Genomic DNA, 23183 nt, shown 5'->3' on the forward strand with positions numbered 1-23183 from the left:
ATGTAGGCATGGCCATCGCCTCACCGGTGACGCAGCGGTCAACCGTTGTGGCACTGCTGTTGCTGACGTGTGCGACCGGAATCGTCGACGCGGTCAGTGTGCTGGTGCTGGGGCACGTGTTCGTCGCCAACATGACCGGGAACGTGATCTTCCTGGGCTTCTGGTTCGTGCCGCACTCGGGCGTAGATGTGACGGGGGCCCTGGTCGCGTTCGCCGGGTTCGTGCTGGGCACTGTGGTGGGTGGGCGGCTGCGACGCCATCTCGACAGCCACGTCCGGAACTGGCTGACCACTGCGTTGGGTGTGGAAGTCGTTCTGCTGACCGTACTTTCGATTCTCTGCGGAACGGGAGTGCTGGCCTATGACGGCAACCGGAAATTGATCCTCGTCGTTCTCGCGATGACGTTCGGGATCCAGAATGCGACGGCGCGTCAGTTCGGCATCCAGGAACTGAGCACCACGGTGCTGACGCAGACGATCGTCGGCATCGGCTTCGACAGCAGACTGGCCGGCGGTACCGGAGACCGCGAGAAGTTGCGTTACGGCGTGGTGTTGACGATGTGTGGCGGTGCGGTGCTCGGCGGAACGGTGTCGCAGTTCACCGTTGCGCCTGTGATCGGAGCGGCGGCGGTGGTGGTGGCGATCAGCGCGCTGATCTTCAGGTTCGGGCCGGCACCTCTGGAGAACGCGCGCTGATCCACGCCGCGCCCTCGTCGGCCGCGTGCCGCAGGGCGCTGAACTCGCCGAAGTAGTCGACCACCGCGCCTACCCCGGGCAGCATCCCGAGGTAGTGGTAAAGCTTTTGCGGGTGTGGCCTTTTCGTGAGTTCGTCACCCGCTGCGCGCAGCGTCCCGGCGAACTCCCACAGCTTCCCGGGCAGCGACTGCGAGGGCGCCGTATCGGGATCGTCGGCCGGCGCGTCGGTGTCGGTGTCAGCGAGTTGTCGGTTGCACAGCACGGCGCCCAGCAGCTGTACCTGATCGTCGTGGTCGGTCACGCCGTCCTCGCGCGCCACGGCGCACAGCACGATGGCCTGGTTGGAGAAGCCCAGGAAGTCCTGAATAGGGAGCCGATCGGTGATGGCCCCGAGTGCGCCGGGGAACGCGACGAGGATGGTGGTCACCGCGCCCACACGATGCACCCACCACTTCACGTGGCCATCCTGATCCATCTCGGACCAGGCCTTGGTGCCGGGCAGCTCGGCGAAGTTCAGCACCGCGGCCGCGACGTCGAGAGACTTGCCTACCGCCCCGTCGGCGGGCTCCTCGCGGTGGGTGCGCCGCCGTAGCCCGAGCGGGTCGAATCGGGCGAAGATGTCGAGCACAGGATTGATCACGGCCACCGCATTTTCGAGCGCGCCCGCGACGTCGGAGTCCGAGAGATGCACAGAAGGCAACAGGTTCATCCCCATCCCAGCTATCTTGCCGGATGCCCACGCGATGCCGACCCAGATGACGGCCGATTGACAGTTTGCCGTCGGCGTGTCAACGACAAGCGCGGAGGGCGCGGCAGACAGCAACCTAATCCCGCTGGAATTGACGGAGCTAAACCAGGTAACTGTCTATAGCGTCAATTTTGATAAACGCCGGGCATCGCCACTTGTCGCGAACATTAACAGTTTGCGGCCCGATGGAAACACGAAAGGTGAAATTCTTTTCAGCAATCTAGTGGCAAAGGTCACAGGAGTGTTAAGTTGCCTGAGATCAACCTGAGAAGACGGCCGAAGGGACTGGTCAGATGGCAGTTAAACATCGTAGGCAGCGGCGGCGCGTCAAGAGGGTTGCGACTCTCGGTGCGGCAACCGCAACAGTCACTGCGCTTACGGTGGGCGTTGCTCCGCCACCCGCCCAGGCGGCCGCGGTCCAGCGTGATCTTCGGCTGCAATCCGGGGTGCAGATCTTCCCGCCGCCCGATCAGATACCGGATCTCACGGGTGGCTTCGGAACACAGGTCTACAACCAGTTGCAGAACGTCGGCGCGCAGTTCGAAACGGCGTTCGTCAACAACTTCAACCTGCTGGCCCTCCTGCAGGCGGCCGGGATCGATCCGACCAGCCCGGTCAAGGGCGCACTCAACGACGCGTTGGGCGGGGCACTTGGTGCGCTGCCTGTCGACGTGGAGGCGCTGCTCGGAATCAATCTCGACGATCCGTTGTCCGCGGCCGGGGTCAACGTCATCACGACCGGCGGGCTCTTCACCCTCATCCGGTTGCTCGGTGTTGACCTCGGCTGGGTGCCGTCGTTCCCGAATTCGGTGGCCGACGAGATCAACAACACCCCGTACCTCGATGTCAGCCTCGAGTCGATCTTCGACGCGCTCGGTCTCCCCACGAGCGGCGCCGGGCTCGTGGCAATCCGCGTTGCGCTCGCAGCGATCGGCATACATCTGCCGGACCTCAGTACGAATGCCGCTGATGTTCGGATACCCATCGTGGCGGGCTGGGGCTTCGGTGCCTTCGCGGCGGGTGCGGCCTACCAACAGGTGGTTGACGATCTACCGAATCAACCGGGTGGCGCCAACTACACCGACACCAACCCGCTGCTGGGCAGTTTCACCATCCTGCCGATGATCCTGATCGACAACCCGGGCCGGGCCAACGGCGGCATCCTGGCGCGGGCCTACCCGCTCTTAGGGTTACTCGGGATCGACACGGTCACCCCCGACACTCAGGTGCAGAGCAGCGGGACCAGCATCGTCTCCGGCATCCCCGTGGTCGGTGACATCCCGTTGCTGGGGCTCACCCCCGGCGGTGCCAACCTGATCCCGATCAAGATCGACGCGACGGCCGAGTACCTGCCGCTCTCGGACTTCGCCGCCTGGCCCAACCCGTTCACGATGGCGAACAATGTTGCGGCAGGCCTGTTCCCGACGTACATCCTGAGAAACCAGTCGCTGGACACGCTCAGTACGGTGCTGATCGATCAGGTTGTGTCGCAACTCGGCTCGGACGTCACCGACTATCTGGACAATCCCGGGGACAACCCTCAATTGGGCCCCAAGCTCAACATCTACATCACGATCCCGGCCAACAGCCTGCCCCTGCTGGAGCCGACATATCTGGCGTACGACGTCGTCAACCTGCTCACCGGGGCGAACCTCAACAACCCGATCGGCACGGCGCTGAGCCCGGTACTGACCAGCCTGGTCAACCTCGGCTACACCGATGTGTCCTACAACGCGACGACGGGCATCTACGAGCGTTCACTCGACGAAGCCGATGTCCCAACGGCTTTCGGCACTCTTCCCGCGGATGTCGATTGGGGGCAGGTGCCCGCGCACCTGGTCGACAACCTCGTCACCGGCATTCAGAAGGCGATCAGCGACGGCCTGGTGAGCCAGACCCCGGTCTCCAATCCCATCAAGACCCTGCTTGGCCTGCTGGGCGTCGGTGGCACGTCGAACCTGACCGGGCTGGATCTTTCTGCTCTCACCGAAGCGCTGGACAACCTCACTCCGGAGGCTCTCGGTAACGCTGGGAATAACGTTGGGGCACGGAGCCTTGCGAAGACAAGTTTCGAACCGCAGGGGATCGCGCAGACCAACGTCGGCACGGACACGGTGAATCTGAAATCTGTTGTGGATGAACCTGCCGTGGATGACACCAAAGTGAAGGTCGAGGACGGCCCGAAGAAGCTGCCCACCGCGGCCGACGAGGCTCGCGTAGAGGTCCAGAAATCGGTCACGGAGGCCGGCGAGCGTGCAAAGGCTTCGGCGGAGAAGGCGCGAGAGCGGACGGCCAAGGCGGTCAAGAACGCTCAGGAGCGGGTGAACAAGCTCGCCGAGGATGGTCGCAAGCAGATCAAGTCAGCCGCCGACGGCATCCAGAAGGGCGCCGAGAAGGCGGTCAACGACGTGAAGGACAACGCCAAGAAGGCCGGCGATTCAGTGAAGCCCGCCAAGAAGACCGAGAAGAAGGACACCAAGAAAGACGCCGCCTGACGGCCATCTAGGCCGCCTGGTGCACCGATTCCACCGTGTAGATGTGGGGATCGAAACTGGTCGCGATGTCAGCGCACCGACTCATGTGCTCCCGTGCGGCGGGGTCGGCGAGCATGGCGCGGAAGTCCTCGGCCCTGCGCCACTGCGCGTAGTTGATGACGCGGGTGCCGTCCGTACTCACATGGATGTTGGCGGTGATGAATCCGGGTATGTGGCGCATCACGTCTTCGGTCGCCTGTCGTAGCAGCTCGACGATCCCGTCGCCGAGGCCTGGCTCCCGTTCCACCTGCCGATGAGCTACCACGGTGCGTTCACCGATCGCGTGGCCGCGCTGTAACCCGAGCTAATTGGGTGCCAGCGCACTGACTGCCAGGTGGTCCAACACCGGGGTCAGCAACTGGGCGTACTCGGCGGTGATGTGGTTGTCGTCGCGGAAGACCAACGTGTTGCCGATGATCACCGGGCAGCGCCGGTCGGTGCAGAAGAACTGGTCCAGCCGCGCGTACTGCCCACCGCCGGCCTGAACCGCCGCCGTTTCGGCAGCTATGCCGGTGTCGTTCAACGCGATCGAACGGGCAGGTGCGCAGACGGAGGCGTCGTCCATGTGCGCGGACAGGCAGGTCGGCACTGTGGTGTGCGGGTCGGGCACGGGGCCGAGCACCAGGACCCGCGCGCCGGTTCCGCGCAACTGCGACACCAGACGCGTCAACCCGTCCAGCCAGGTCGGGTCGTAGCTGACAAACCCGAAATCCGCGCCGTAGCGGCGCACCATGTCCAGCACTATCAGTGCCGGGCGTTCCTGGGCAATCCGGGCCAGCACGTCGGCCCGCCACTGCTGGCACTCGGTGAACTCGCGCTCGAGGTAGGGGCTCAGAATCGGGAGCTTCATCGGTGGGCAGGTAACTTTCGCAAAGGTCTCCAACCGCCAATGTCGCTGCTGTGCAGCGGTTTCCAGGGCCGGTTGCCACATCCCGGCGTGTGAATCGCCGATCAGCGCGACTTTGGTGGCCGACGCGGTGTCGCCGGAGGCGCAGTCCGGCACCGCGACGTCTTTCCAGGACAGAACGCAGCCGTTCACGAACGCCTCTGGTTTGGTGATATTGCCCAGCGGCGGTGACAGATTCGACGGCACCGCGCGCAGATCGGCCGAGGTGGCGACGGCCGCCTGTATCTGCTGTTCGGGCGTCAGAGCCCGCATCGGCGCGGCGGCTGGGGGTGGTCCGATGAGGGCGACCGGGACCGCTGCCGGTCCGGACCCCGTCGGAATCGGGCGCACCGCCAACAGCACCAGACCCGCGCAGACGGCCACGCCTGTCGCCGTCGCGCCGACGGCCAAACTGCGCCACGAGGACGCGCGCAGCGCCGCGGCGAACCGGGCCGGGTTCTCGACCAGATGCAACGTCAGGACCGCCAGGCCCAGCGATATCACCACCATCGCCAACCGGCCGGCGAGGCCCAGGTCGTGGCCGAACAGTGTGGGCGCCAACAGCAGCACCGGCCAGTGCCACAGGTACCACGAGTACGACAACCGGCCGATACCGCGCATCGCCGGTTTGGACAGCAGCCGTCCCACGCCGAGATCGGGTATCGCACAGCCGGCCCCGATCACCAGCGCGGTCCCCATCACCGGCAGCATTGCCGCCGTGCCCGGATAGGGCGTGGCAGTGCCGAGTTGTGTGCAGGTGGCCAGGATCAGCGCCAAGCCACCCCAGCCGACCAACGCCGCACATATCGGCGGCAGGGTGCGCCAGTGCGCCGCGGTCAACGCGATCAGGCCGCCGGCGGCCAACTCCCAGGCGCGGGTCGGCAGCGAGAAGAACGCCCACGGCGGCATGGTCTGGGTCCACGACACCGCCAGGGCGAGCGACGCGGCGGCCACCAGCGCCAGCACGCACGTGTACGGGACGGCGGAACGAGTGCCCCGCCCGCTGCGGGTCAGCAGCCACGCGGTGCCCAGGATCAGCGCGGGCCACAGCAGATAGAACTGTTCCTCCACACCGAGTGACCAATAGTGCTGCAGCGGTGACGCCGCCTTCTCGGCCGCCAGATAGTCGGTGCCCTCCGCCGCGAAGCGGTAGTTGCCGGAGTAGAGCGCACTGGCGATCGCGTCGGCCAGCACCGAGCGGGCCCGCAGCGGCGGGAGTAGGAGGGTGGCCGCAATCGATGTGACGACCAGGACCAGTGCAGCGGCCGGGAGCAGTCGACGGGCCCGTCCGGCATAGAACCGCGCCATTCGAACGGTCCCGGTGTTCGAGGCCTCGCGCCACAGCAGCCCGGTGATCAGGAATCCCGACACGACGAAGAACACGTCGACGCCGATGAACCCGCCGCCGAAACCGGGCACCCCGGCATGGAACAGCACCACGGCGAGCACCGCGACTGCCCGCAGCCCTTCGATGTCGGGGCGAAACTGTTTGTTCGACAGGGGGTTTCGCCCACTCGCGGTGCTGTCGCGGCGGGCGGCGGGCCTCGCGGAGGTGATCACTCTGTTCACTCGAGTAACGATCGTCGCACGGCAACCCGAGTTGACCCTGGATTTACCGGCCTGTTGCGCGCCGGTTGCTAGCCTTATCCCGATGGGGAAATCACGCATGGCGGCGCTGGCAGTGCTGTGCGGTCTGCTCTCGGGCTGCTGCGCCCCGACGCAACCCACGTCATCCCCGGCCGCGCCACCGGTATCGGCCTCGACATCGCCCACGAAGTCGGCGGCGGCCGACGGCACCTGTGATCTGAGCGGCCTCCCGCGGGAAGCCGACAAGACCGTGGAACTGATCCAATCCGGCGGGCCGTTTCCCTACCCGCGCAACGACGGGGTCATCTTCGGCAACTTCGAAGGCCGGCTGCCCAAACACGAGCGCGGCTACTACCACGAGTACACGGTCCCGACGCCGGGCAACAAGCATCGCGGCAAGCGGCGCATCGTCACCGGGGGAGCGCCGCAGAACGACCCGCCCGAGTACTACTACACCGGCGACCACTACGAATCGTTCTGCCTGATCGGAGGCATGTGAAGACGTATCGGATCGACGGGGCCAAGGTGGGTTCCAAGGCGGACTTCTTCACCGAGATCGGCCGTGCGGTCAATGGCGACGGCGGCTACTTCGGCTCAAACCTGGACGCGCTGGCCGACTGCCTGCGCGGTGGGTTCGGTACCCCCGACGATCGCCGCTTCCGGTTCGTCATGACGTCCTACCGCAACATCAAAGAGGCGCTCGGACAAGACACCTGGGGCACCGTGCTGTCGATCTTCACGACCGAGGGCGTCGACCTGTGGCTGGAGAACTGACACTCAATTGAAGGCGAGCCAGCTGGGCAGGGCCCGCTCGCGCGAATCGCACAGCACCTGACGGGTATCGCAGTTCCCGCGCGGTGATCCGGCGCCGCTCCACATGCCGCCGGTGTCGCGACGCAACACGATCGCCGACGAGCCGCCACCGTCGAGCAGCAGCGCGTTGTCGGCGCCCAGTCCGCGGAAAAGATCCTGGATGTTGTCCGGGGTGTAGCTGCCGCCCTGGAAGACGTAGAGCTGATCGGTGGCCCGGTTGTAGCCGACCGCGGTGCGTGCCGCGCTCGGGCCGTTGTCGTTGAGCTGACCGGTGTCGCCGGGCGCGAGCAACCCGATGCCGGCCACCGCGACGAACCGGGCGTTCTGATCGAGCAGGCGCTGGATCACCGGTGAGGCCGAGTCATAGTCGTCGGGCCCCTTGGGCATCACCACATACGGGGCGCCGCCCATCGGAAGGATCATGGTGGCCAATGCCGACCAGTGCTCGTTCCCGCCGGACAGGCCTTGCTTGCCGGCATAGGCCAGAGTGCCGGTGACCGCGGCGTTGGCCCGGCCCTGCCCGCGGGTGTTGTCCACGTAAGCGCCCAGCGGGGATGAGCACTTGGTGTCGCGCCACGAGCCGCCCTGCTGCCCGCGCACGTCGAAGAAGTTGGCATTGACCGCGATGGTCGGCTGACCCAGCACCTGCCAGGCGGCAAGGGGCGCATAGGTTTCCGACGCCTGCCACAGTCCTTCACCGGTGCGTGCACCGGGAGTGCGCTCGCAGCGGGACTGATACCCCTGATGGCTGTCGACGAGCAGGCGCGGATTGAGCCGCCCGGAGGCGTTCTTCATCGCCATCAGGTGGCCGCCGTTGTTGAGCGTGTAGGCACGGCCGTCAGCGGACAGGAACGGCGCGGCGAACTGGCCGCCGAAGTTGTAGACGAGGTACGCGCCCTTGGTATTGGCGATCGCCCCGAGCAGCATTGCCCTGGCGTCCTCGGCCCGCGCGACGGGGGAGCCCGTGGTGGCTAGCGCTGCGCAGACGGCAACGGCGGCCGCAGTAGCGACCGCACGCTGGAAGACTTTTGCCAGGCCTGGCACGAAGTACACAATAACCACACAGGAAACTCTGTCAACATACGTAACAGCCTGGTCACGGTTGAATCAAGACGGGATCGCACCTGGTTGATCGGTGTTAGCTGGCTCAGCGGCATTGCGCTTGCGGAGCACTGCCGGCCGCAAATGTGCGGGCAGCGCGCGCAGGCCGGCCGCGCCCAGGGCCGTCACCGCAATCGCCCCCGCGGTGGTCAGCAGCACCGGGGCCGCCGGGAACGCGCCCTCCAGCAGCATTGCGACACCGAAGATGACGAACAGGGCTGCCGCGCCCAACTGGATCGTCCGCTCGGGCAGGTGCTTGCCCGCGATCGCCCCGACCACGATGGCCAGCGCGTCAGCGGCCACCATGCCGATGGTCGAGCCGATCCACACCCCCACCCAGTCGTTGTCGGCGGCCAGCGTGATCGTCGCGAGCATCGTCTTGTCGCCGAGTTCGGCGAGCAGGAAGGCCGAGGTGACCGTGAAGAAGGCCGGCGCGGATGAACGCTGGGCGCGGGTCGCCTCGTCATCGGACAGCTTGTCGCCGCGCAGGGTCCACAGCCCGAAGAACACGAACGCCACACCGGCGAGGATGCCGAGCAGGTGTGTGGGCAGCGCCGCGCCGAGGTAGTGACCGACCGCGACGGAGATCAGGTGAACTGCGGTGGTGGCCGCGGTGATGCCGATGAGCACCACCCACCAGCGGTACCGCAGTGCAAAGGTCATGGCCATCAACTGCGACTTGTCGCCGAGCTCGGCGACGAAGATGACGGCGAAGCTCAAGAGCAGAGCAGCGAGCACTCAACAACTCCTCGGTCGTTGGCTGCCGTTCGGGGCTGAAATAGATGCCTCCGGCCGGCAAACCAATGGTCTACGGCCGAAGGTCTCGCCCACCGGGCAGTGACCGGTTCGGATATCCGGGCCGTCAACACGTCGCTGCGCGGCCAGTATGTCGAGTATCCGATTGGGGGCTACTCCCCTTCGCTGTCATCCACCATACGCACGCCGGCAGGGGCGGCGCAAACCGTCCCCGCCGAAAGTGCTTATTCGACAATAAGTTTGGGGATCAACACGAGAATGTTCGGGTTCCCTGACAATGCTGGTTCAGTTGCCCACATATTCGGCGAGGTGCTGACCTGTCAGCGTGGCCCGCTGGGCGACCAGGTCTGTCGGGGTGCCCTCGAAGACCACGCGACCGCCGTCGTGCCCGGCGCCCGGACCCAGGTCGATGATCCAGTCGGCATGCGTCATGACGGCCTGGTGATGCTCGATCACGATGACCGACTTCCCCGAATCCACCAACCGGTCCAGCAGGCCGAGCAGCTGCTCGACGTCGGCGAGGTGCAGGCCCGTGGTCGGCTCGTCGAGGATGTACGTATCGGCCTTCTCGGCTCCGGTATCGCCGAGCCGGGTAGCCAGCTTCAGCCGCTGCCGCTCCCCGCCGGACAGCGTGGTCAGTGGCTGCCCGAGCGTCAGATACCCGAGGCCCACATCGGACATCCGGGACAGGATCTTCTGTGCCGCAGGAGCTTTCGCTTCGCCGTCGGCGAAGAACCGCTCCGCCTCGCTGACCGGCATGGCCAGTACCTCGGCGATGTCGCGCCCGCCGAGGGTGTACTGCAACACCGAGGCGCCGAACCGTTTGCCCTCGCACTCCTCGCAGGTGGTCTCTACGGTGGCCATCACTCCGAGATCGGTGTAGATCACCCCGGCTCCGTTGCATGTCGGGCAGGCACCCTCGGAGTTCGAGCTGAACAGGGCCGGCTTGACGCCGTTGGCCTTCGCGAACGCCTTACGGATCGGCTCCAGCAGCCCGGTGTAGGTGGCCGGGTTACTGCGGCGCGAGCCGCGGATCGGGCTCTGATCGACCACCACCACGCCGTCGCGGCCGGCCACCGAGCCGTCGATCAACGAACTCTTGCCCGAGCCCGCGACCCCGGTGATCACCACCAGCGCGCCCAGCGGGATGTCGACGTCCACGTCGCGCAGATTGTGGGTGTCGGCCCCACGGATCTCCAACGCGCCGTTCGTTTTCCGCACCTCGTCCTTCAGGACCGCACGGTAACCGAGGTGCCGGCCGGTGACGGTGTCGCTGCCCCGCAGCCCCGCCACACTTCCCTCGAAGACCACCTCGCCCCCGGCCGATCCGGCGCCGGGACCCAGGTCGACGACATGGTCGGCGATCGAGATCGTCTCGGGCTTGTGCTCGACGACCAGTACTGTGTTGCCCTTGTCGCGAAGCGCCAACAGCAGGTTGTTCATCCGGGCGATGTCGTGCGGGTGCAGGCCGATGGTCGGCTCGTCGAAGACGTAGGTGACGTCGGTCAGAGACGAGCCCAGGTGACGGATCATCTTGACGCGCTGGGCTTCTCCACCAGACAGGGTGCCCGCGGGGCGGTCCAGGGACAGATAGCCCAACCCGATCTCGACGAACGAGTCCAGAGTGTGCTGCAATGCGGCCAGCAGTGGGGTCACCGATTTGTCTTTGACCGTCCCGAGCCACTCAGCCAGATCGGTGATCTGCATCGCGCACGCCTCGGCGATGTTGACGCCTTTGATCTTCACCGAGCGCGCGGTTCCCGACAGGCGGGTGCCGTCACACTCCGGGCAGGTGGTGAAGGTGACCGCGCGCTCCACGAAAGCGCGGATGTGCGGTTGCATGGCTTCGACGTCCTTGGCCAGGAACGACTTCTGGATCTGGGGGATCAGCCCGAGATAGGTCAGGTTGACCCCGTCGACCTTGAGCTTGGTCGCTTCCTTGTGCAGCAGGGCGTCGAGTTCCTTCTTGGTGAACTTGTTGATCGGCTTGTCCGTATCGAAGAAGCCGCACCCCCGGAAGATCCGGCCGTACCAGCCGTCCATGCTGAAGCCCGGAATCGTCAGTGCGCCTTCGTTCAGCGACTTGGTGTCGTCATACAGCGCGGTCAGGTCGATGTCGTTGACCGCACCGCGACCCTCACACCGCGGACACATCCCGCCGACGATGTTGAAGTCACGACGTTCCTTGACCGTGCGCCCGCCCTTCTCGAGCGTCACCGCGCCGGCCCCGCTGATCGAGGCCACGTTGAACGAAAAGGCTTGTGGCGAACCGATATGCGGAGCGCCCAGCCGGCTGAACAGGATGCGCAGCATCGCCCCGGTGTCGGTGGCTGTGCCGACGGTGGAGCGCGGGTCGGCGCCCATCCGCTGCTGGTCCACGATGATCGCGGTGGTCAGCCCATCGAGCACGTCGACCTCGGGGCGGGCCAGGTTCGGCATGAAACCCTGCACGAAGGCGCTGTAGGTCTCGTTGATCAACCGCTGGGATTCCGCGGCGATCGTGTCGAACACCAATGAGCTCTTGCCCGACCCCGAGACGCCGGTGAACACCGTCAACCGGCGCTTGGGCAACTCGATGTCGACGTCCTTGAGGTTGTTCTCCCGGGCACCGGTGACGCGGATCAGATCGTGGCTGTCGGCGGGATGGGTCTTGGCGGTCATCGGTTAGGGCAGCTCCTGGATACGGACCATGTTTCCGGCGGGATCGCGAAGGGCGCAGTCACGCACACCGTACGGCTGCTCGGTGGGTTCCTGGACCACCTCGACGTCTCCGGCCTGCACCTTTTCAAAAGTACTGTCGAGGTCCTTGGTGGCGAGCAGGAGCGTGCCGAAGGTGCCCTTGGCCATCATCTCGGAGATCATGCGGCGCTCGTCGTCGGTGAGGCCGGGGGTGGCCGATGGCGGGTACAGGACGACGGATGTGTCGGGCTGGTTCGGTGGACCGACCGTGATCCAACGCATCCGGTCCTTGCCGACGTCGAGGCGGACCTCGAAGCCGAGGATGTCGCGGTAGAACGCGAGGGATTCTTCCGGATCGTCGAGCGGCAGCATGCTGGAGTGAATTGTGATGTCCATGGGTTTCACGCTAAGTGGAGGCGGGTGGCGGGCGCTTCTCGATTCCTGATCGGTTTGGTCACCTGCTTCTCCATGCACGACGGTAGGCCGTCGGTCACCGCGGCGGTCTGCTCGCGGTAGCGGCTGGGCGGGATGCCGACCAGTTCGGTGAACCGGGTGCTGAACGTGCCGAGCGAGGAACAGCCGACGGCGAAGCAGATCTCGGTGACCGACATGTCGCCGCGGCGCAGCAGTGCCATGGCGCGCTCGATACGACGGGTCATCAGATAGGAATACGGCGACTCGCCGTAGGCGATCTTGAACTGGCGCGAGAGGTGCCCGGCGGACATATTGACCCCGCGGGCCAGCGCTTCGACGTTCAGCGGCTGCGCGTACTCGCGGTCGATGCGGTCCCGGACCCGGCGCAGCAGCTTGAGATCGCCCAGCTGTTGGTCGGCCACATCGCGATCGTACGGCTACGGCGCCAGTCGGTACACCGCGCCGGCGTAGTCGTCGGTGATGTAGACCGCGCCATCGGGACCCGCGACCGCGGCCACCGGGCGACCCCAGCGGGTGCCGTCATCGGTCTGGAATCCGCCGACCAGCGTCTGTTGCGGGCCCAATGTGCCGTCGTGCCAACCGAAGAACGACACCTCGGGTGCCTGCGGGGACTGTCGGTTCCACGAGCCGTGTACCCCGATCAGCGCACCGGGCCCGTAGCCGGGGAGGTCGGCGAAGCTCATGCCCAGTGGGGCGGAATGCGCACCGAGGGTCTGCTCGACCGGCGGCAGTGCCGCACAGTCCAGCTTGCCGCCGTCGGCATTGGTCTGCATGTCCCGGATGAACCCGGCCGGCGGTGCCCCGTCGGGATTGCAGTACGGCCAACCCAATTCGCGTCCCGGCGTCAACTTGGCGACCGACTCGGGCGGGTGGTCGTCCACGTAGTCCTGCCGGACCAGGCCCTGCGGATCGGGGACATTGTCACGATTGTTCACCGCCGTCCACAGCGAGCCGTCCGGGGCGAGAGCCAGCCCCGTGCCGTTGCGCACCCCGGTGGCGAACGGTGCTGCCGGCCCACCTCCGGGTGGCACCCGCACGATGGTGGCCCGAGGCGGGGTGGCGGTGCGGTCCTCGGCTGAGACATTGCCCGTCGAACCGACTGAGAAGTACACCGCGCCATCGGGTCCCACGACCACGCTCTTGAGTGCGTGGGCATAGGCACCGTGCAGGTCGGGACTCTTGGCGTCGGGTAGATCACCGGCGATCGTGCGGTGGTTGACGGCGCGGCCGTCGACGTAGTCGTAGGCGTCGATGCGGTTGCTCTCGGCGACGTACAGCGTGGGCCCGGCGAAGAAGAGTCCGTGCGGCTGCTCCAGCCCGTCGAGCAGGGTGTGCTGGTCGGGGTGCACCGTCAGTACCTGGCCGGTGGCCGGGACCGACACCAGCAACGCGCCGTCCGGCGCGAACGCGGCCATTCGGGCCTTGGGCACGCGGGCGATCACCTCGATGGTCCACCCGTTCGGGATCAGGGCCCGGCGAGGTTCGTCGAGTGGGGCTTGCGCAAGAGTCTCCGGTACCTGGAGGGGTGCCGCTGCCAGCCCGGCAGGCGGCGTGCTCGACGGCGGTGGTGCTGGCGCGGTGTTCGGGCCGGTCCCACACGCGGTCAGGGTGACCGCGGTGACCAGTGCGATCGCGCTACGCGCCGCCCAGGCCCGCATTCATCTCCCAGACCAGGATCTCGGCGGCCGTGTCGGCCGTGACGCGTTGCCCGCCCGAATCGGTGAACCGGACGGCGTCGCCCTCGGCGAGCGGCCCGGATCCCTCCAGCGTGACGGTGCCGCGCGCGACGAACAGGTGGACGTAGCGGGTCTGCGGAAGGTTGACCGAATCACCGGGCTGCAGACGCGCGCCGTACAGCGTGGCATCGCGGTTGTGCAGCGTGACCGCCGCGTCGATGGCCCCGGAGGCGATCGGGGTCAGCGTGCCGGCCAACTCGATCTCCTGCTGCTGATAGCTCGGCGTCACTCCGGCCGTATCGGGTAGCACCCACATCTGTACGAAATGCACGGGCTCACTGGCAGATCCGTTCTTCTCGGAATGCTGCACGCCGGTGCCCGCCGACATCCGCTGGGCCAGGCCCGGGTAGATCACCCCGGAGTTGCCCATCGAGTCTGCGTGCGCCAACTGACCCGACAACACCCAGGTGACGATTTCCATGTCCCGGTGCGGGTGGGTGTCGAATCCAGCGGCGGGCGCCACGATGTCGTCGTTGTTCACCAGCAACAGGCCGTGATGGGTGTTGTCCGGGTCGTAGTAGTCGGCGAACGAGAAGGAGTGCCGTGAATTCAGCCAGTCGGTTGTGCTGGCGCCGCGGTCCCCGGCGCGGCGGATGTCGACCGTGGCAGGCATGGTGCCAGCCTACCGAGGACCGTAGCTGACCAACCGGTGGATCGGGTTGGGCCGGGGCCTAGTGTGTTGGGCGTGGAACTCAACGGAGCAAGCGCCATCGTCACCGGTGGCGCATCAGGTATCGGCGCGGCGACTGCCCGCCAGTTGGCTGCCAAGGGAGCCCGCGTTGTCGTGGCTGACCTGCAGGCGGACAAGGGCGAGGCCCTCGCCCACGAGATCGGCGGCGTCTTCGTCACCGTCGACGTCACCAACACCGACCAGATCATCGATGCGGTCAAGACCGCCGCGGACCTCGGCCCGCTGCGCGCCCTGGTGAACTCGGCCGGTGTCGGCTGGGCCCAGCGCACCATCGGCAAGGACGGGGAGTTCTCCTCGGCTCACGACCTCGGCCTGTACAAGAAGGTGCTCGACATCAACCTGGTCGGCACCTTCGACTGCATCCGCATCGCAGCCACCCAGATGAGCAAGAACGAGCTCAGCGAAACCGGCGAGCGCGGTGCGATCGTCAACATGACCAGCGTCGCGGCGTTCGACGGCCAGATCGGCCAGGCGGCCTACTCGTCGTCCAAGGGCGGTGTGGTCGGCCTGACCCTGCCGGTGGCACGCGATCTGTCCGCTGTGGGCATCCGTGTCAACACTGTGGCCCCCGGCCTGATCGACACCCCGATCTACGGCGAGGGCGAGGCGTCGGAGGCATTCAAGGCCAAGCTCGGCGAGTCGGTGCTGTTCCCGCACCGCCTCGGCAAGCCCGACGAGCTGGCCTCCATGGTCGTCGAGCTGCTGACCAACTCGTACATGAACGCCGAGGTCGTCCGCGTCGACGGCGGCATCCGGATGCCACCCAAGTAACCCTCGCGAACAGACACAAACCCGTACTTTTTCGCCCGAAAAGGTACGGGTTTGCGTCTGTTGGCGGGGTTATCCACAGGGCAAATGGCCCGATGGTGGTGGTATCGCGTTGCGGCCGCGAGCATCGAACGCCATGGGGGTCGACGAGGTGTTCGCTGTCCACGGCGGAATTGCCACCACGCAGCAATTGCTCGCTGCGATCACCGACAAAACCCTCACCAGCCGCGTGCGGGCCGGCACGTTGTTCCGTGTCTGGCACGGTGTGTACTCGTCGCACCGGCCTGACGCAGCTTGCCGACTTCGCGCACTCGATCTGCTGGCCGGCCTGCCGATCGTCGCGTGCATGCATACCGCGGCGCAGATCTATGGCTTTGACACCGACCCCGACGACCGCATACATATCCTCGACCCGGGTGTGCGTATGCGGCCGTCACCGAACCTCATGGTGCATCAGCGAATTGGTGCTCCGTTGAAGAAGGTCAACGGCCGACTGCTGACGGCGCCGGGGTGGACTGCCGTCGAGATGGCTCGGGTGTTGCGCCGGCCGCGTGCGTTGGCCACGCTCGACGCCGCACTGCGCAGCGAGACCTGCACGATTGCCGACCTCGAGGCGGCACTCAAGGAGCAGCGCGGTCGTCGAGGTGTCGTCAAAGTACGTGAGCTGTTGCCCCACGCAGATGCCAGGGCCGAGTCGCCGATGGAATCCGAGATGCGGCTGGTCTTCCTCGATTGGGGCCTGCCCACTCCGGAGTTGCAATACGAGATTCGTGATCTACACGGAAAGCTGTGGCGGGTGGACTTTGCCTGGCCGGAACGTCGGGTGGCAGCAGAATACGACAGTGTCGACTGGCATGCGAATCCTGATGCGTTCAAGCATGATCGGATGAAATCCGCGCGGCTGCACGAGGCCGGATGGGTCAGCGTGCCCGCCGTGGTCGACGACGTGCGGCGGCACGGAGACGAACTGTGCGCCCGGATCTACCGGGCATTTGACCGCGCCGCATGACCTCCCGCGAACAGACGTAAACCCGTACCAATTCGGGCGAAAAGGTACGGGTTTATGTCTGCTCGCGCAGGGAAGTGACTTACCAGTCCGACTCGTCGAACTTGATGACGCCGCGAATGTTGTTGCCGTCCAACATGTCCTGGTAGCCCTGGTTGATGTCTTCGAGCTTGTAGGTCCGCGTGATCATGTCGTCGATGTTGAGCAGGCCCGACTTGTACAGCGCGGTCAGGCGAGGCGTCTCGACGTGCGAGTTACCACCGCCGAAGATGTTGCCCTTCAACGTCTTCTGCAACATGGTGAACAGGAACAGGTTGAGCTTCACGTCGGCGTCCATGATCGAGCCCATGCCCGTCACCACGCAGGTGCCGGTCTTGGCGGTGAGGATCATCGCCTCTTCGATGTACTCGCCCTTCATATCGCCGACGGCGATGATGACCTTGTCCGCCATCAGACCCCACGTCGTCTCCATCACCGGCGCGACGGCCTCGGCCATCGACGGGTAGACGTGCGTGGCGCCGAACTTGATGGCCTGCTCGCGCTTCCACTCGTTCGGGTCGATCGCGATGACATGCTTGGCGCCCGAGATCACCGCACCCTGCAGGGCGCTCATGCCGATGCCGCCGACACCGACGACGACGACGGTCTCGCCGGGCTTGACGTCGGCGACGTTGGTGGCCGAGCCGAAGCCGGTGGGCACCGCGCAGCCCATGATGGCGGCGGTCTCGAAGGGGATGTCCTTGTCGATCTTGACGACCGAATCCTTGTGCACGGTCATGTACGGCGCGAAGGTGCCGAGCAGGTTCATCGGCGACACCTCACGACCACCGGCGGTGATGCGGTTGGTGCCGTCGGCGATGGCCTTGCCGCCGAGCAACACGGCGCCGCGGTCACAGAGCGAGCGGAAGCCCTTCAGACACGGCGGGCATTCACCACAGGCCGGGATGAAGGCGAGGATGACGTGGTCACCCTCTTCGATGCCGGTGACGTTCTTGCCGACCTTGGTGACGATGCCGGCGCCCTCGTGGCCGCCGAGCGCGGGCAGCGCCATCGGAGTGGCACCGGTGGTCAAGTGGTAGTCGGAATGGCACATGCCCGCGGCGTGCATCCGGATCTGTACTTCGTCGGCGACAGGGTCACCGAGGTCGATCTCGTCGACCTTGAATGGCGAGTTGAGTTCCCACAGCAGGGCGCCTTTGGTCTTCATGAGAGGCGATAATAGAACAGGTTGCAGTACCACTGGGTAACCGGTATCTGACCTGCGGCTATTAAAGCTTGATTTCGTTGTCGAGTGGCTGAGTGTGACACGTGTCAGCGCTGACGCGTGGCCCAACTGGCCACCTCGACGATGAGAAGCGCAATCGCGGCGGGTCTACCTCGACATGACCCACATCAGCGCAAGCATCGTCCCCAACCTCTGGTTCGACCGGGAGGCCGAGCAGGCCGCGCAGCACTACATCGCCGCATTCGGCGGCAACGGCCGCGTCGTCAACACCATCGCCTCGCATCCGGATTCGCCGTCTCCGCAGGATGTGCCGGTGGTGGTCGAGTTCGAGCTCTCCGGGCAGCGCTTCGTCGGCATCAACGGTGGCCCGCACTTCCACTTCACCGAGGCCGTCTCCCTGGAAGTACGCGTCACCGGCCAGGAGCAGCTCGATCAGATCTGGGCGGCACTCGTCGAGGGCGGCGAGGAATTGCCCTGCGGCTGGCTCAAGGACAAGTACGGGCTGGCCTGGCAGATCACCCCGGCCGAGTACTTCGACCTGCTGGCCAAGGGTGATGACGCTGCCAACGGCCGGTTGATGTCGGCGGTGCTGAAGACCGTCGGCAAGTTCAACATCGCCGAGCTGCAGGCGGCCTACCGAGGCGCCTGATGTGGGCGCCGCGTGGCATAACTGGCCACTTGTGCCACTGCTCAGAGCTCTGACGGCAGCCCGAACTTCTCGAACAGCGAGGGCTCCATGAACGCCACCACATGCGAGATGCCGTCCTGGCCGACGTCGAGGACATGCAGCTGAAAGGCAGCGTGCCGGCCCGTCTCGTGATTCAGCAGGTACATCGCCGCCGCGGGCTGGCCATTGGCGCTCGTCGCGATGAACCGCATGTCCCCGGCCTTCTCGGCCGGGCACTTGTAGCGGGACAGGTCGCCGATGGCCTGTGGCCCCTGATACCAGGTATCGAACGGCGGCATCTCCCAGATGGCCTCGGCGGTGAACAGCTCGACGAGCTTGTCGATGTCGTAGGCCTCGAAGGCAGCCATGTAATTGCGCAGCAGGTTCTGTGCGTGCGTGGAATCCGGCGGGTCGATCGCATCGTCCTGGCTGGGGCCCACCGCGTCGAGCTGGGCTCGGGCACGCTGTAGCAGGCTGTTGACCGCCGCTGTCGATGTTCCGATGGCGCCGGCAACCTCGGCGGCCTTCCACTGCAGCACCTCGCGCATCACCAGCACCGCGCGCTGGCGGGCTGACAGATGCTGCAGTGCCGCGACGAACGCCAGCCGCACCGAATCGCGGGTCCCCACGATCGTGCCGGGATCCGCCGGGTCGTCGGTGGAATCGGGGAGCGGCTGCAACCACGGGATCTCGTGGTGCTCGGAAATCTCGTCGGTGGGCGACGAACTCGGATTCCCCAGGCCCGACGGCAGCGGACGGCGTTGCCTGCCCTCCAACGCTGTCAGGCAGGTATTGGTGGCGATGCGATACAACCAGGTGCGCACCGAGGACTTGCCCTCGAAACCCCCGTAGGCCTTCCAGGCGCGCAGGTAGGTTTCCTGCACCAGATCCTCGGCATCGTGCAACGAGCCGGTCATCCGATAGCAGTGGGCCAGCAGCTCACGGCGGTAGCGCTGGGCATCGGCCAGGAATGCATCGGCGGGACTGTCGTCATCGAGGCGGTGAGCGAGGACCGTCACATTCGCGAGCTTACGCAGCACCCCCGACAACTACGACCGGAAATTGTCCGACCAGTGCGGCTACGCTCGCCAGGGTGACCAGCACCCGCAGTGAGCAGACCTTTGACGGCGTCGGCGGGGTCCGCATCGTCTATGACGTATGGACGCCCGACACCGCACCGCGCGGCGTCGTCGTCCTCTCCCACGGCCTGGGTGAGCATGCCGGCCGTTACCACCACGTCGCGCAGCGGTTCGGGGACGCCGGGCTGGTGGTCTACGCCCTGGACCATCGCGGTCACGGCCGTTCCGGCGGCAAGCGGGTGTACCTGCGCGACATGTCCGAGTACGTGGGCGACTTCCACACACTGGTCGGTATCGCCTCCGCCGAGTACCCGCGGCTCCCACGCCTCGTGCTGGGGCACAGCATGGGCGGCGGCATCGTGTTCAGCTACGGCGTCGAATATCCCGACGAATACACCGCGATGGTGCTGTCCGGGCCCGCGGTGGCCGCACAGGCATCGGTGTCGTCGGTACTGGCGGTCGTGGCCAAGGCACTCGGCAAGATCGCGCCCGGGCTGCCGGTGGAGAACCTCGACGCCAACGCGGTGTCCCGCGACCCCGAGGTGGTGGCGGCCTACAAGGCCGATCCGCTGGTGTGGCACGGCAAGGTCCCGGCGGGCATTGCCCGGGCGCTGATCATCGTGGGGGAGACCATGCCGCAGCGGGCCTCGGCCCTGACCGCGCCGCTGCTGGTGGTGCACGGTGAGAAGGACAGCCTGGTGTCCGTCGAGGGCAGCCACCGCCTTGTCGAATGTGTGGCCTCGGAGGATGTGCACCTCAAGGTGTACCCGGGTCTGTTCCACGAGGTGTTCAACGAGCCCGAGAAGGGGCTGGTCCTCGACGACGTGACGGCCTGGATCGAGACGCACCTGTGAGAAAGCTTGTGGTGGCACTGCTTTCGGTGTTGCTGGTCGCGGGTTGCGGTGCGAAGGAGTCGGGGGATCAGCAGCCGACGTGGACTGACACCGACGTCACCTTCGACGCCGATGGACTCACCACCCACGGGACGTACCGGCACGCGGACACGAAGGGCCCGGCAGCGCTGCTGATCTCCGAAAGCGGACCCACCGACCGCAACGGCGACAATAAGGTCGTCGGGCCGATAGGTAACATGCGCCAGCTCGCAGAAACATTGTCGGACAAGGGCGTCGCCACCCTGCGGTACGACAAGATCGGCACCGGCGCCACCAAGCTCGGCCCGTACGAGAAGAAACCCACCGAGGTGGTCAGCGGTGTCTACACCTCCGGCGCGGCCGCCGCGCTGCGCTTCCTGGCCTCACAGCCCGACACCGACGCGGCCAAGCTGTCGATCTACGCGGTGGGCGAGGGCGCCATCCACGCCATGACCCTCGGCGGTGCCGCTGATCCGAAGGTCCACTCGTTGGCTCTGTTTCAACCGCTGTCCGGCCGCTACCTGGACATCATCACCAACCGGGTGCGCGCCGGCGCCACCCCCGAGGTGCTGACCGCCTGGCTGGCCGCTGTGGACGAGATCCGCACCAAAGGAACCGTGCCCGCCGATCTCCCCGAGGGCCTGAGCGCGATCGTCAACAAGGACAACCTCAACGCCATCGTCGAAGCCGACAAGATCGACCCGCTGCAGCTGGCCGCCGCGCTGCCCGACGGCATGCCGGTGCTGCTCACCTGCTCGGACTCCGACGCCCAGGCCGGCTGCGAGACCGAGCGTCCGCTGATCGGCGCGCTCAAGCACACCGCGCTCACGGTGGTCGAGCTCAAGGGCGTCAATCACGTGCTGCGTGACGATCCCACCGACAGCATCGCCAACTACGGCAAGCCCGGAGCATTGTCACCCCAGGTGGTGCAGGCAATCACAAAGTTTGTCGGGGCCGATGGCTAGGTTTGTCGCGTGACCGACGACAAGATGCTGGCGCGTATCGCCGCACTGCTGCGTCAGGCGGAGGGGACCGACAACCTCCACGAGGCCGAGGCGTTCATGGCCGCCGCACAGCGGCTGGCCACGGCCACCTCGATCGACCTGGCCCTGGCCCGCGCGCATTCGGCCGAGCGCACCAAGGCGCAGATGCCTGTGCAACGCACCATCACCGTCGGTGCGGCCGGAACCAAGGGGTTGCGCACCTATGTGCAACTGTTCGTGGTCATCGGGATGGCCAACGACGTGAAATGTGATGTGGCGTCCAACTCGACCTTCGTCTACGCCTACGGGTTCGCCGAGGACATCGACGCCACCCACGCCCTGTACACCAGCCTGCTGCTGCAGATGGTCAAAGCGTCGGAGGGCTACATCGCCTCGGGCGCGCATCGCCCGACCTCGACGATCACCGCCCGGCTCAACTTCCAGTTGGCCTTCGGCGCCCGTATCGGCGAGCGCCTGACCCAGGCCCGCGAGGAAGCCCAACGTGAGGCCGACGCGGCCGACCGCCCTGGCACTGCTATCGCATTGCGGGACAAGGATATCGAGCTACGCAGCTTCTACCGCGAGGCATCGCAGGCCCGCGGGACCTGGCGGGCGACGAGTGCGTCAGCCGGGTACTCGTCGGCCGCCCGCCGGGCCGGGGACCGCGCCGGTCGCCACGCCCGTCTGGGGGCGAGTCAGGAAATCTCCGGCGCCCGCGGCGCGCTGGAGAAGTGAGCACACGCGACAGCCAGCGGGCCCGCGTCTATGCCGCGGAGCAGTTCGTGCGGACGATGTTCGACCGTGCGGCACAACACAGTTCGCGCGCCATCGACTTCTTCGGCACGTCGCTCACCCTGCCGCCGGAGGCGAAGTTCGGATCCGTCGATTCGGTACAGCGCTACGTCGACGACGTCGTCGACCGCATCGGTGCACAACCGCTGACCGTCCGTGCCCGGCGGGGAGCCACCGCGGCGCATTACGAGCTGATCGACGGCAAGGCCGTCATCGCCGTCCCCGAACGCGACACCTGGGCGCTGCGAGAGCTGGTGGTACTGCATGAACTTGCCCATCACCTGAGCCATGCGGCCCCGCCGCATGGACCGGACTTCGTCGCAACCCATATCGACCTGTGCACGGCGGTCATGGGGCCGGAGGTCGGGCTGGTGCTGCGGATGGTGTATGCCAAAGAAGGCGTGGTCTGAATCTGCGGCTAGCCTGGCGCTCATGACCGAACCCCGCGATGTCGACCTCATGTTCAACGAGGTGCTGTGCACCGAGGACGAGGCGCTGGCCGCGGCGCGCCAATCCGCGCAGGACAACGACATGCCCGCAATCGAGGTCTCGGCTCAACACGGCAAGCTGTTGTCGCTGCTGGCCACGATCTCCGGAGCGCGACGGGTGCTCGAGATCGGCACACTCGCCGGCTACAGCACCATCAACCTGGCCCGCGGCGCCGGACCGGACGGCGGCGTCGTCACGCTCGAGTACGAGCCCCGTCACGCCGAGGTGGCACAGGCCAATCTGGTGCGGGCCGGCGTCGCCGATCGCGTCGAGGTGATCGTCGGTGCCGCGCTCGACACGCTGCCCCGGCTGGCCGAGCGCGGTGACGTGTTCGACCTCGCCTTCATCGACGCCGACAAGGAGAACAACGTCGGGTACGTCGAGTGGGCAATCAAACTGGGCCGACCGGGCTCGATCATCGTGGTGGACAACGTCACCCGGATGGGCCGGGTGCTGGCGCCGGCCGCGGACGACGCACAGGCGCGCGGCGTGCGCGAGATGCTCGAGATGATGGGTAACCATCCGCGGCTCGACGTCGCCGCGATACAGACCGTGGGCGCCAAGGGCTGGGATGGCTTCGCCGTCGCGCTCGTCAGGTAAACCGCGAAATCGTCGTTCTCAAACGCGACGAGCGTGCGCAA

General features: G+C 66.3%; 24 protein-coding genes. 12 read left to right on the plus strand and 12 right to left on the minus strand.

Annotated elements, in window-relative coordinates; all coding sequences use genetic code 11:
• Positions 1-8 precede the first annotated feature (8 nt).
• The gene (locus HBE63_RS26420) at positions 9-695 is read left to right on the plus strand and encodes a YoaK family protein (protein WP_166907634.1); all 687 of its coding nucleotides are present in this window, start codon (positions 9-11) and stop codon (positions 693-695) included.
• Here HBE63_RS26420 and HBE63_RS26425 read toward each other — a convergent pair.
• Complete coding sequence (locus HBE63_RS26425; RefSeq protein WP_166907636.1) at positions 658-1410, minus strand: DUF2919 domain-containing protein; 753 nt, start codon at positions 1408-1410, stop codon at positions 658-660. The two genes, HBE63_RS26420 and HBE63_RS26425, sit on opposite strands and share 38 nt — an antisense overlap.
• 413 nt (positions 1411-1823) lie before the next feature.
• On the opposite strand from HBE63_RS26425, the gene HBE63_RS26430 reads away from it, so the two are divergent.
• Positions 1824-3938 (plus strand): AAA family ATPase, encoded by a 2115-nt coding sequence (locus HBE63_RS26430; protein ID WP_208301217.1) that lies wholly within the window; start codon positions 1824-1826, stop codon positions 3936-3938.
• A 7-nt stretch (positions 3939-3945) separates the two neighbouring features.
• Here HBE63_RS26430 and HBE63_RS26435 read toward each other — a convergent pair whose 3' ends face one another.
• Together HBE63_RS26435 and HBE63_RS26440 are read right to left on the minus strand one after the other, a co-directional pair.
• Positions 3946-4224: an antibiotic biosynthesis monooxygenase gene (locus HBE63_RS26435; protein WP_243858299.1), complete on the minus strand. Its 279-nt coding sequence runs from the start codon at positions 4222-4224 to the stop codon at positions 3946-3948.
• A 57-nt stretch (positions 4225-4281) separates the two neighbouring features.
• Complete coding sequence (locus tag HBE63_RS26440; RefSeq protein ID WP_166910229.1) at positions 4282-6423, minus strand: SGNH hydrolase domain-containing protein; 2142 nt, start codon at positions 6421-6423, stop codon at positions 4282-4284.
• A gap of 91 nt (positions 6424-6514) precedes the next feature.
• Between HBE63_RS26440 and HBE63_RS26445 the strand changes: the two genes are divergently transcribed.
• Together HBE63_RS26445 and HBE63_RS26450 are read left to right on the plus strand one after the other, a co-directional pair.
• Positions 6515-6949, plus strand: coding sequence for a ribonuclease domain-containing protein (locus HBE63_RS26445; protein ID WP_243858301.1), 435 nt, complete (start codon positions 6515-6517; stop codon positions 6947-6949).
• Positions 6946-7224, plus strand: coding sequence for a barstar family protein (locus HBE63_RS26450; protein ID WP_166907640.1), 279 nt, complete (start codon positions 6946-6948; stop codon positions 7222-7224). Before HBE63_RS26445 ends, HBE63_RS26450 begins: the two co-directional genes overlap by 4 nt.
• Before the next feature lie 3 nt (positions 7225-7227).
• Here the strand turns inward: HBE63_RS26450 and HBE63_RS26455 are convergent, their stop codons facing one another.
• The 7 genes from HBE63_RS26455 to HBE63_RS26485 all read right to left on the minus strand — a co-directional run bounded on the left by HBE63_RS26455 (position 7228) and on the right by HBE63_RS26485 (position 14583).
• A complete protein-coding gene (locus tag HBE63_RS26455) occupies positions 7228-8325 on the minus strand; it encodes a phosphodiester glycosidase family protein (RefSeq protein ID WP_371814823.1) in 1098 nt (365 codons plus the stop codon).
• A 45-nt stretch (positions 8326-8370) separates the two neighbouring features.
• Complete coding sequence (locus HBE63_RS26460) at positions 8371-9102, minus strand: TMEM165/GDT1 family protein (RefSeq protein WP_166907642.1); 732 nt, start codon at positions 9100-9102, stop codon at positions 8371-8373.
• A gap of 303 nt (positions 9103-9405) precedes the next feature.
• A complete protein-coding gene (locus tag HBE63_RS26465; protein WP_166907644.1) occupies positions 9406-11781 on the minus strand; it encodes an excinuclease ABC subunit UvrA in 2376 nt (791 codons plus the stop codon).
• A 3-nt stretch (positions 11782-11784) separates the two neighbouring features.
• A complete protein-coding gene (locus HBE63_RS26470) occupies positions 11785-12195 on the minus strand; it encodes a VOC family protein (protein WP_166907646.1) in 411 nt (136 codons plus the stop codon).
• 5 nt (positions 12196-12200) lie between these two features.
• On the minus strand, positions 12201-12635 hold the full coding sequence (locus HBE63_RS26475; protein ID WP_166907648.1) for a helix-turn-helix transcriptional regulator: 435 nt from the start codon (positions 12633-12635) through the stop codon (positions 12201-12203).
• Positions 12636-12650: 15 nt separating this feature from the next.
• Complete coding sequence (locus tag HBE63_RS26480) at positions 12651-13892, minus strand: sorbosone dehydrogenase family protein (protein WP_166907650.1); 1242 nt, start codon at positions 13890-13892, stop codon at positions 12651-12653.
• Positions 13870-14583 (minus strand): pirin-like bicupin family protein, encoded by a 714-nt coding sequence (locus HBE63_RS26485; protein ID WP_166907652.1) that lies wholly within the window; start codon positions 14581-14583, stop codon positions 13870-13872. Before HBE63_RS26485 ends, HBE63_RS26480 begins: the two co-directional genes overlap by 23 nt.
• A 72-nt stretch (positions 14584-14655) precedes the next feature.
• On the opposite strand from HBE63_RS26485, the gene HBE63_RS26490 reads away from it, so the two are divergent.
• Both HBE63_RS26490 and HBE63_RS26495 read left to right on the plus strand, forming a co-directional pair.
• Positions 14656-15432 carry an SDR family NAD(P)-dependent oxidoreductase gene (locus tag HBE63_RS26490; protein WP_166907654.1) on the plus strand — a complete coding sequence of 259 codons (777 nt, stop codon included), beginning with the start codon at positions 14656-14658 and terminating at the stop codon, positions 15430-15432.
• 133 nt (positions 15433-15565) lie between these two features.
• Positions 15566-16438, plus strand: a complete 873-nt coding sequence (locus tag HBE63_RS26495) for a type IV toxin-antitoxin system AbiEi family antitoxin domain-containing protein (protein ID WP_166907656.1) — start codon at positions 15566-15568, stop codon at positions 16436-16438.
• A 79-nt stretch (positions 16439-16517) separates the two neighbouring features.
• Here the strand turns inward: HBE63_RS26495 and HBE63_RS26500 are convergent, their stop codons facing one another.
• Positions 16518-17642: an NDMA-dependent alcohol dehydrogenase gene (locus HBE63_RS26500; RefSeq protein WP_166907658.1), complete on the minus strand. Its 1125-nt coding sequence runs from the start codon at positions 17640-17642 to the stop codon at positions 16518-16520.
• 175 nt (positions 17643-17817) lie between these two features.
• Between HBE63_RS26500 and HBE63_RS26505 the strand changes: the two genes are divergently transcribed.
• Positions 17818-18309, plus strand: a complete 492-nt coding sequence (locus HBE63_RS26505; RefSeq protein WP_166907660.1) for a VOC family protein — start codon at positions 17818-17820, stop codon at positions 18307-18309.
• A 41-nt stretch (positions 18310-18350) separates the two neighbouring features.
• Here HBE63_RS26505 and HBE63_RS26510 read toward each other — a convergent pair whose 3' ends face one another.
• Entirely contained in the window at positions 18351-19376 is a 1026-nt protein-coding gene (locus HBE63_RS26510) for a sigma-70 family RNA polymerase sigma factor (protein ID WP_166907662.1), read from the minus strand.
• A 44-nt stretch (positions 19377-19420) separates the two neighbouring features.
• On the opposite strand from HBE63_RS26510, the gene HBE63_RS26515 reads away from it, so the two are divergent.
• From HBE63_RS26515 to HBE63_RS26535, 5 genes are read left to right on the plus strand one after another with little or no spacing between them, the layout of a single operon-like run.
• A complete protein-coding gene (locus HBE63_RS26515; protein ID WP_166907664.1) occupies positions 19421-20260 on the plus strand; it encodes an alpha/beta hydrolase in 840 nt (279 codons plus the stop codon).
• Positions 20257-21243 (plus strand): hypothetical protein, encoded by a 987-nt coding sequence (locus HBE63_RS26520; RefSeq protein ID WP_166907666.1) that lies wholly within the window; start codon positions 20257-20259, stop codon positions 21241-21243. Before HBE63_RS26515 ends, HBE63_RS26520 begins: the two co-directional genes overlap by 4 nt.
• Before the next feature lie 9 nt (positions 21244-21252).
• Entirely contained in the window at positions 21253-21996 is a 744-nt protein-coding gene (locus HBE63_RS26525; protein WP_166907668.1) for a DUF2786 domain-containing protein, read from the plus strand.
• A complete protein-coding gene (locus tag HBE63_RS26530; RefSeq protein WP_166907670.1) occupies positions 21993-22463 on the plus strand; it encodes a TIGR04338 family metallohydrolase in 471 nt (156 codons plus the stop codon). Before HBE63_RS26525 ends, HBE63_RS26530 begins: the two co-directional genes overlap by 4 nt.
• A gap of 22 nt (positions 22464-22485) precedes the next feature.
• Entirely contained in the window at positions 22486-23142 is a 657-nt protein-coding gene (locus tag HBE63_RS26535; RefSeq protein WP_166907672.1) for an O-methyltransferase, read from the plus strand.
• Positions 23143-23183 lie beyond the last annotated feature (41 nt).

Source organism: Mycobacterium sp. DL440 (genome assembly GCF_011745145.1).
Lineage (GTDB): Bacteria > Actinomycetota > Actinomycetes > Mycobacteriales > Mycobacteriaceae > Mycobacterium.

Excerpts from the sequence above, each read along its gene's own strand:
- HBE63_RS26445 (WP_243858301.1), top strand. The coding sequence starts at position 6,515 with ATGGGGAAATCACGCATGGCGGCGCTGGCAGTGCTGTGCGGTCTGCTC.
- HBE63_RS26495 (WP_166907656.1), top strand. The coding sequence starts at position 15,566 with ATGGGGGTCGACGAGGTGTTCGCTGTCCACGGCGGAATTGCCACCACG.
- HBE63_RS26485 (WP_166907652.1), bottom strand. The coding sequence starts at position 14,583 with ATGCCTGCCACGGTCGACATCCGCCGCGCCGGGGACCGCGGCGCCAGC.
- HBE63_RS26465 (WP_166907644.1), bottom strand. The coding sequence starts at position 11,781 with ATGACCGCCAAGACCCATCCCGCCGACAGCCACGATCTGATCCGCGTC.
- HBE63_RS26535 (WP_166907672.1), top strand. The coding sequence starts at position 22,486 with ATGACCGAACCCCGCGATGTCGACCTCATGTTCAACGAGGTGCTGTGC.
- HBE63_RS26500 (WP_166907658.1), bottom strand. The coding sequence starts at position 17,642 with ATGAAGACCAAAGGCGCCCTGCTGTGGGAACTCAACTCGCCATTCAAG.
- HBE63_RS26425 (WP_166907636.1), bottom strand. The coding sequence starts at position 1,410 with ATGGGGATGAACCTGTTGCCTTCTGTGCATCTCTCGGACTCCGACGTC.
- HBE63_RS26505 (WP_166907660.1), top strand. The coding sequence starts at position 17,818 with ATGACCCACATCAGCGCAAGCATCGTCCCCAACCTCTGGTTCGACCGG.
- HBE63_RS26470 (WP_166907646.1), bottom strand. The coding sequence starts at position 12,195 with ATGGACATCACAATTCACTCCAGCATGCTGCCGCTCGACGATCCGGAA.
- HBE63_RS26420 (WP_166907634.1), top strand. The coding sequence starts at position 9 with ATGGCCATCGCCTCACCGGTGACGCAGCGGTCAACCGTTGTGGCACTG.
- HBE63_RS26480 (WP_166907650.1), bottom strand. The coding sequence starts at position 13,892 with ATGCGGGCCTGGGCGGCGCGTAGCGCGATCGCACTGGTCACCGCGGTC.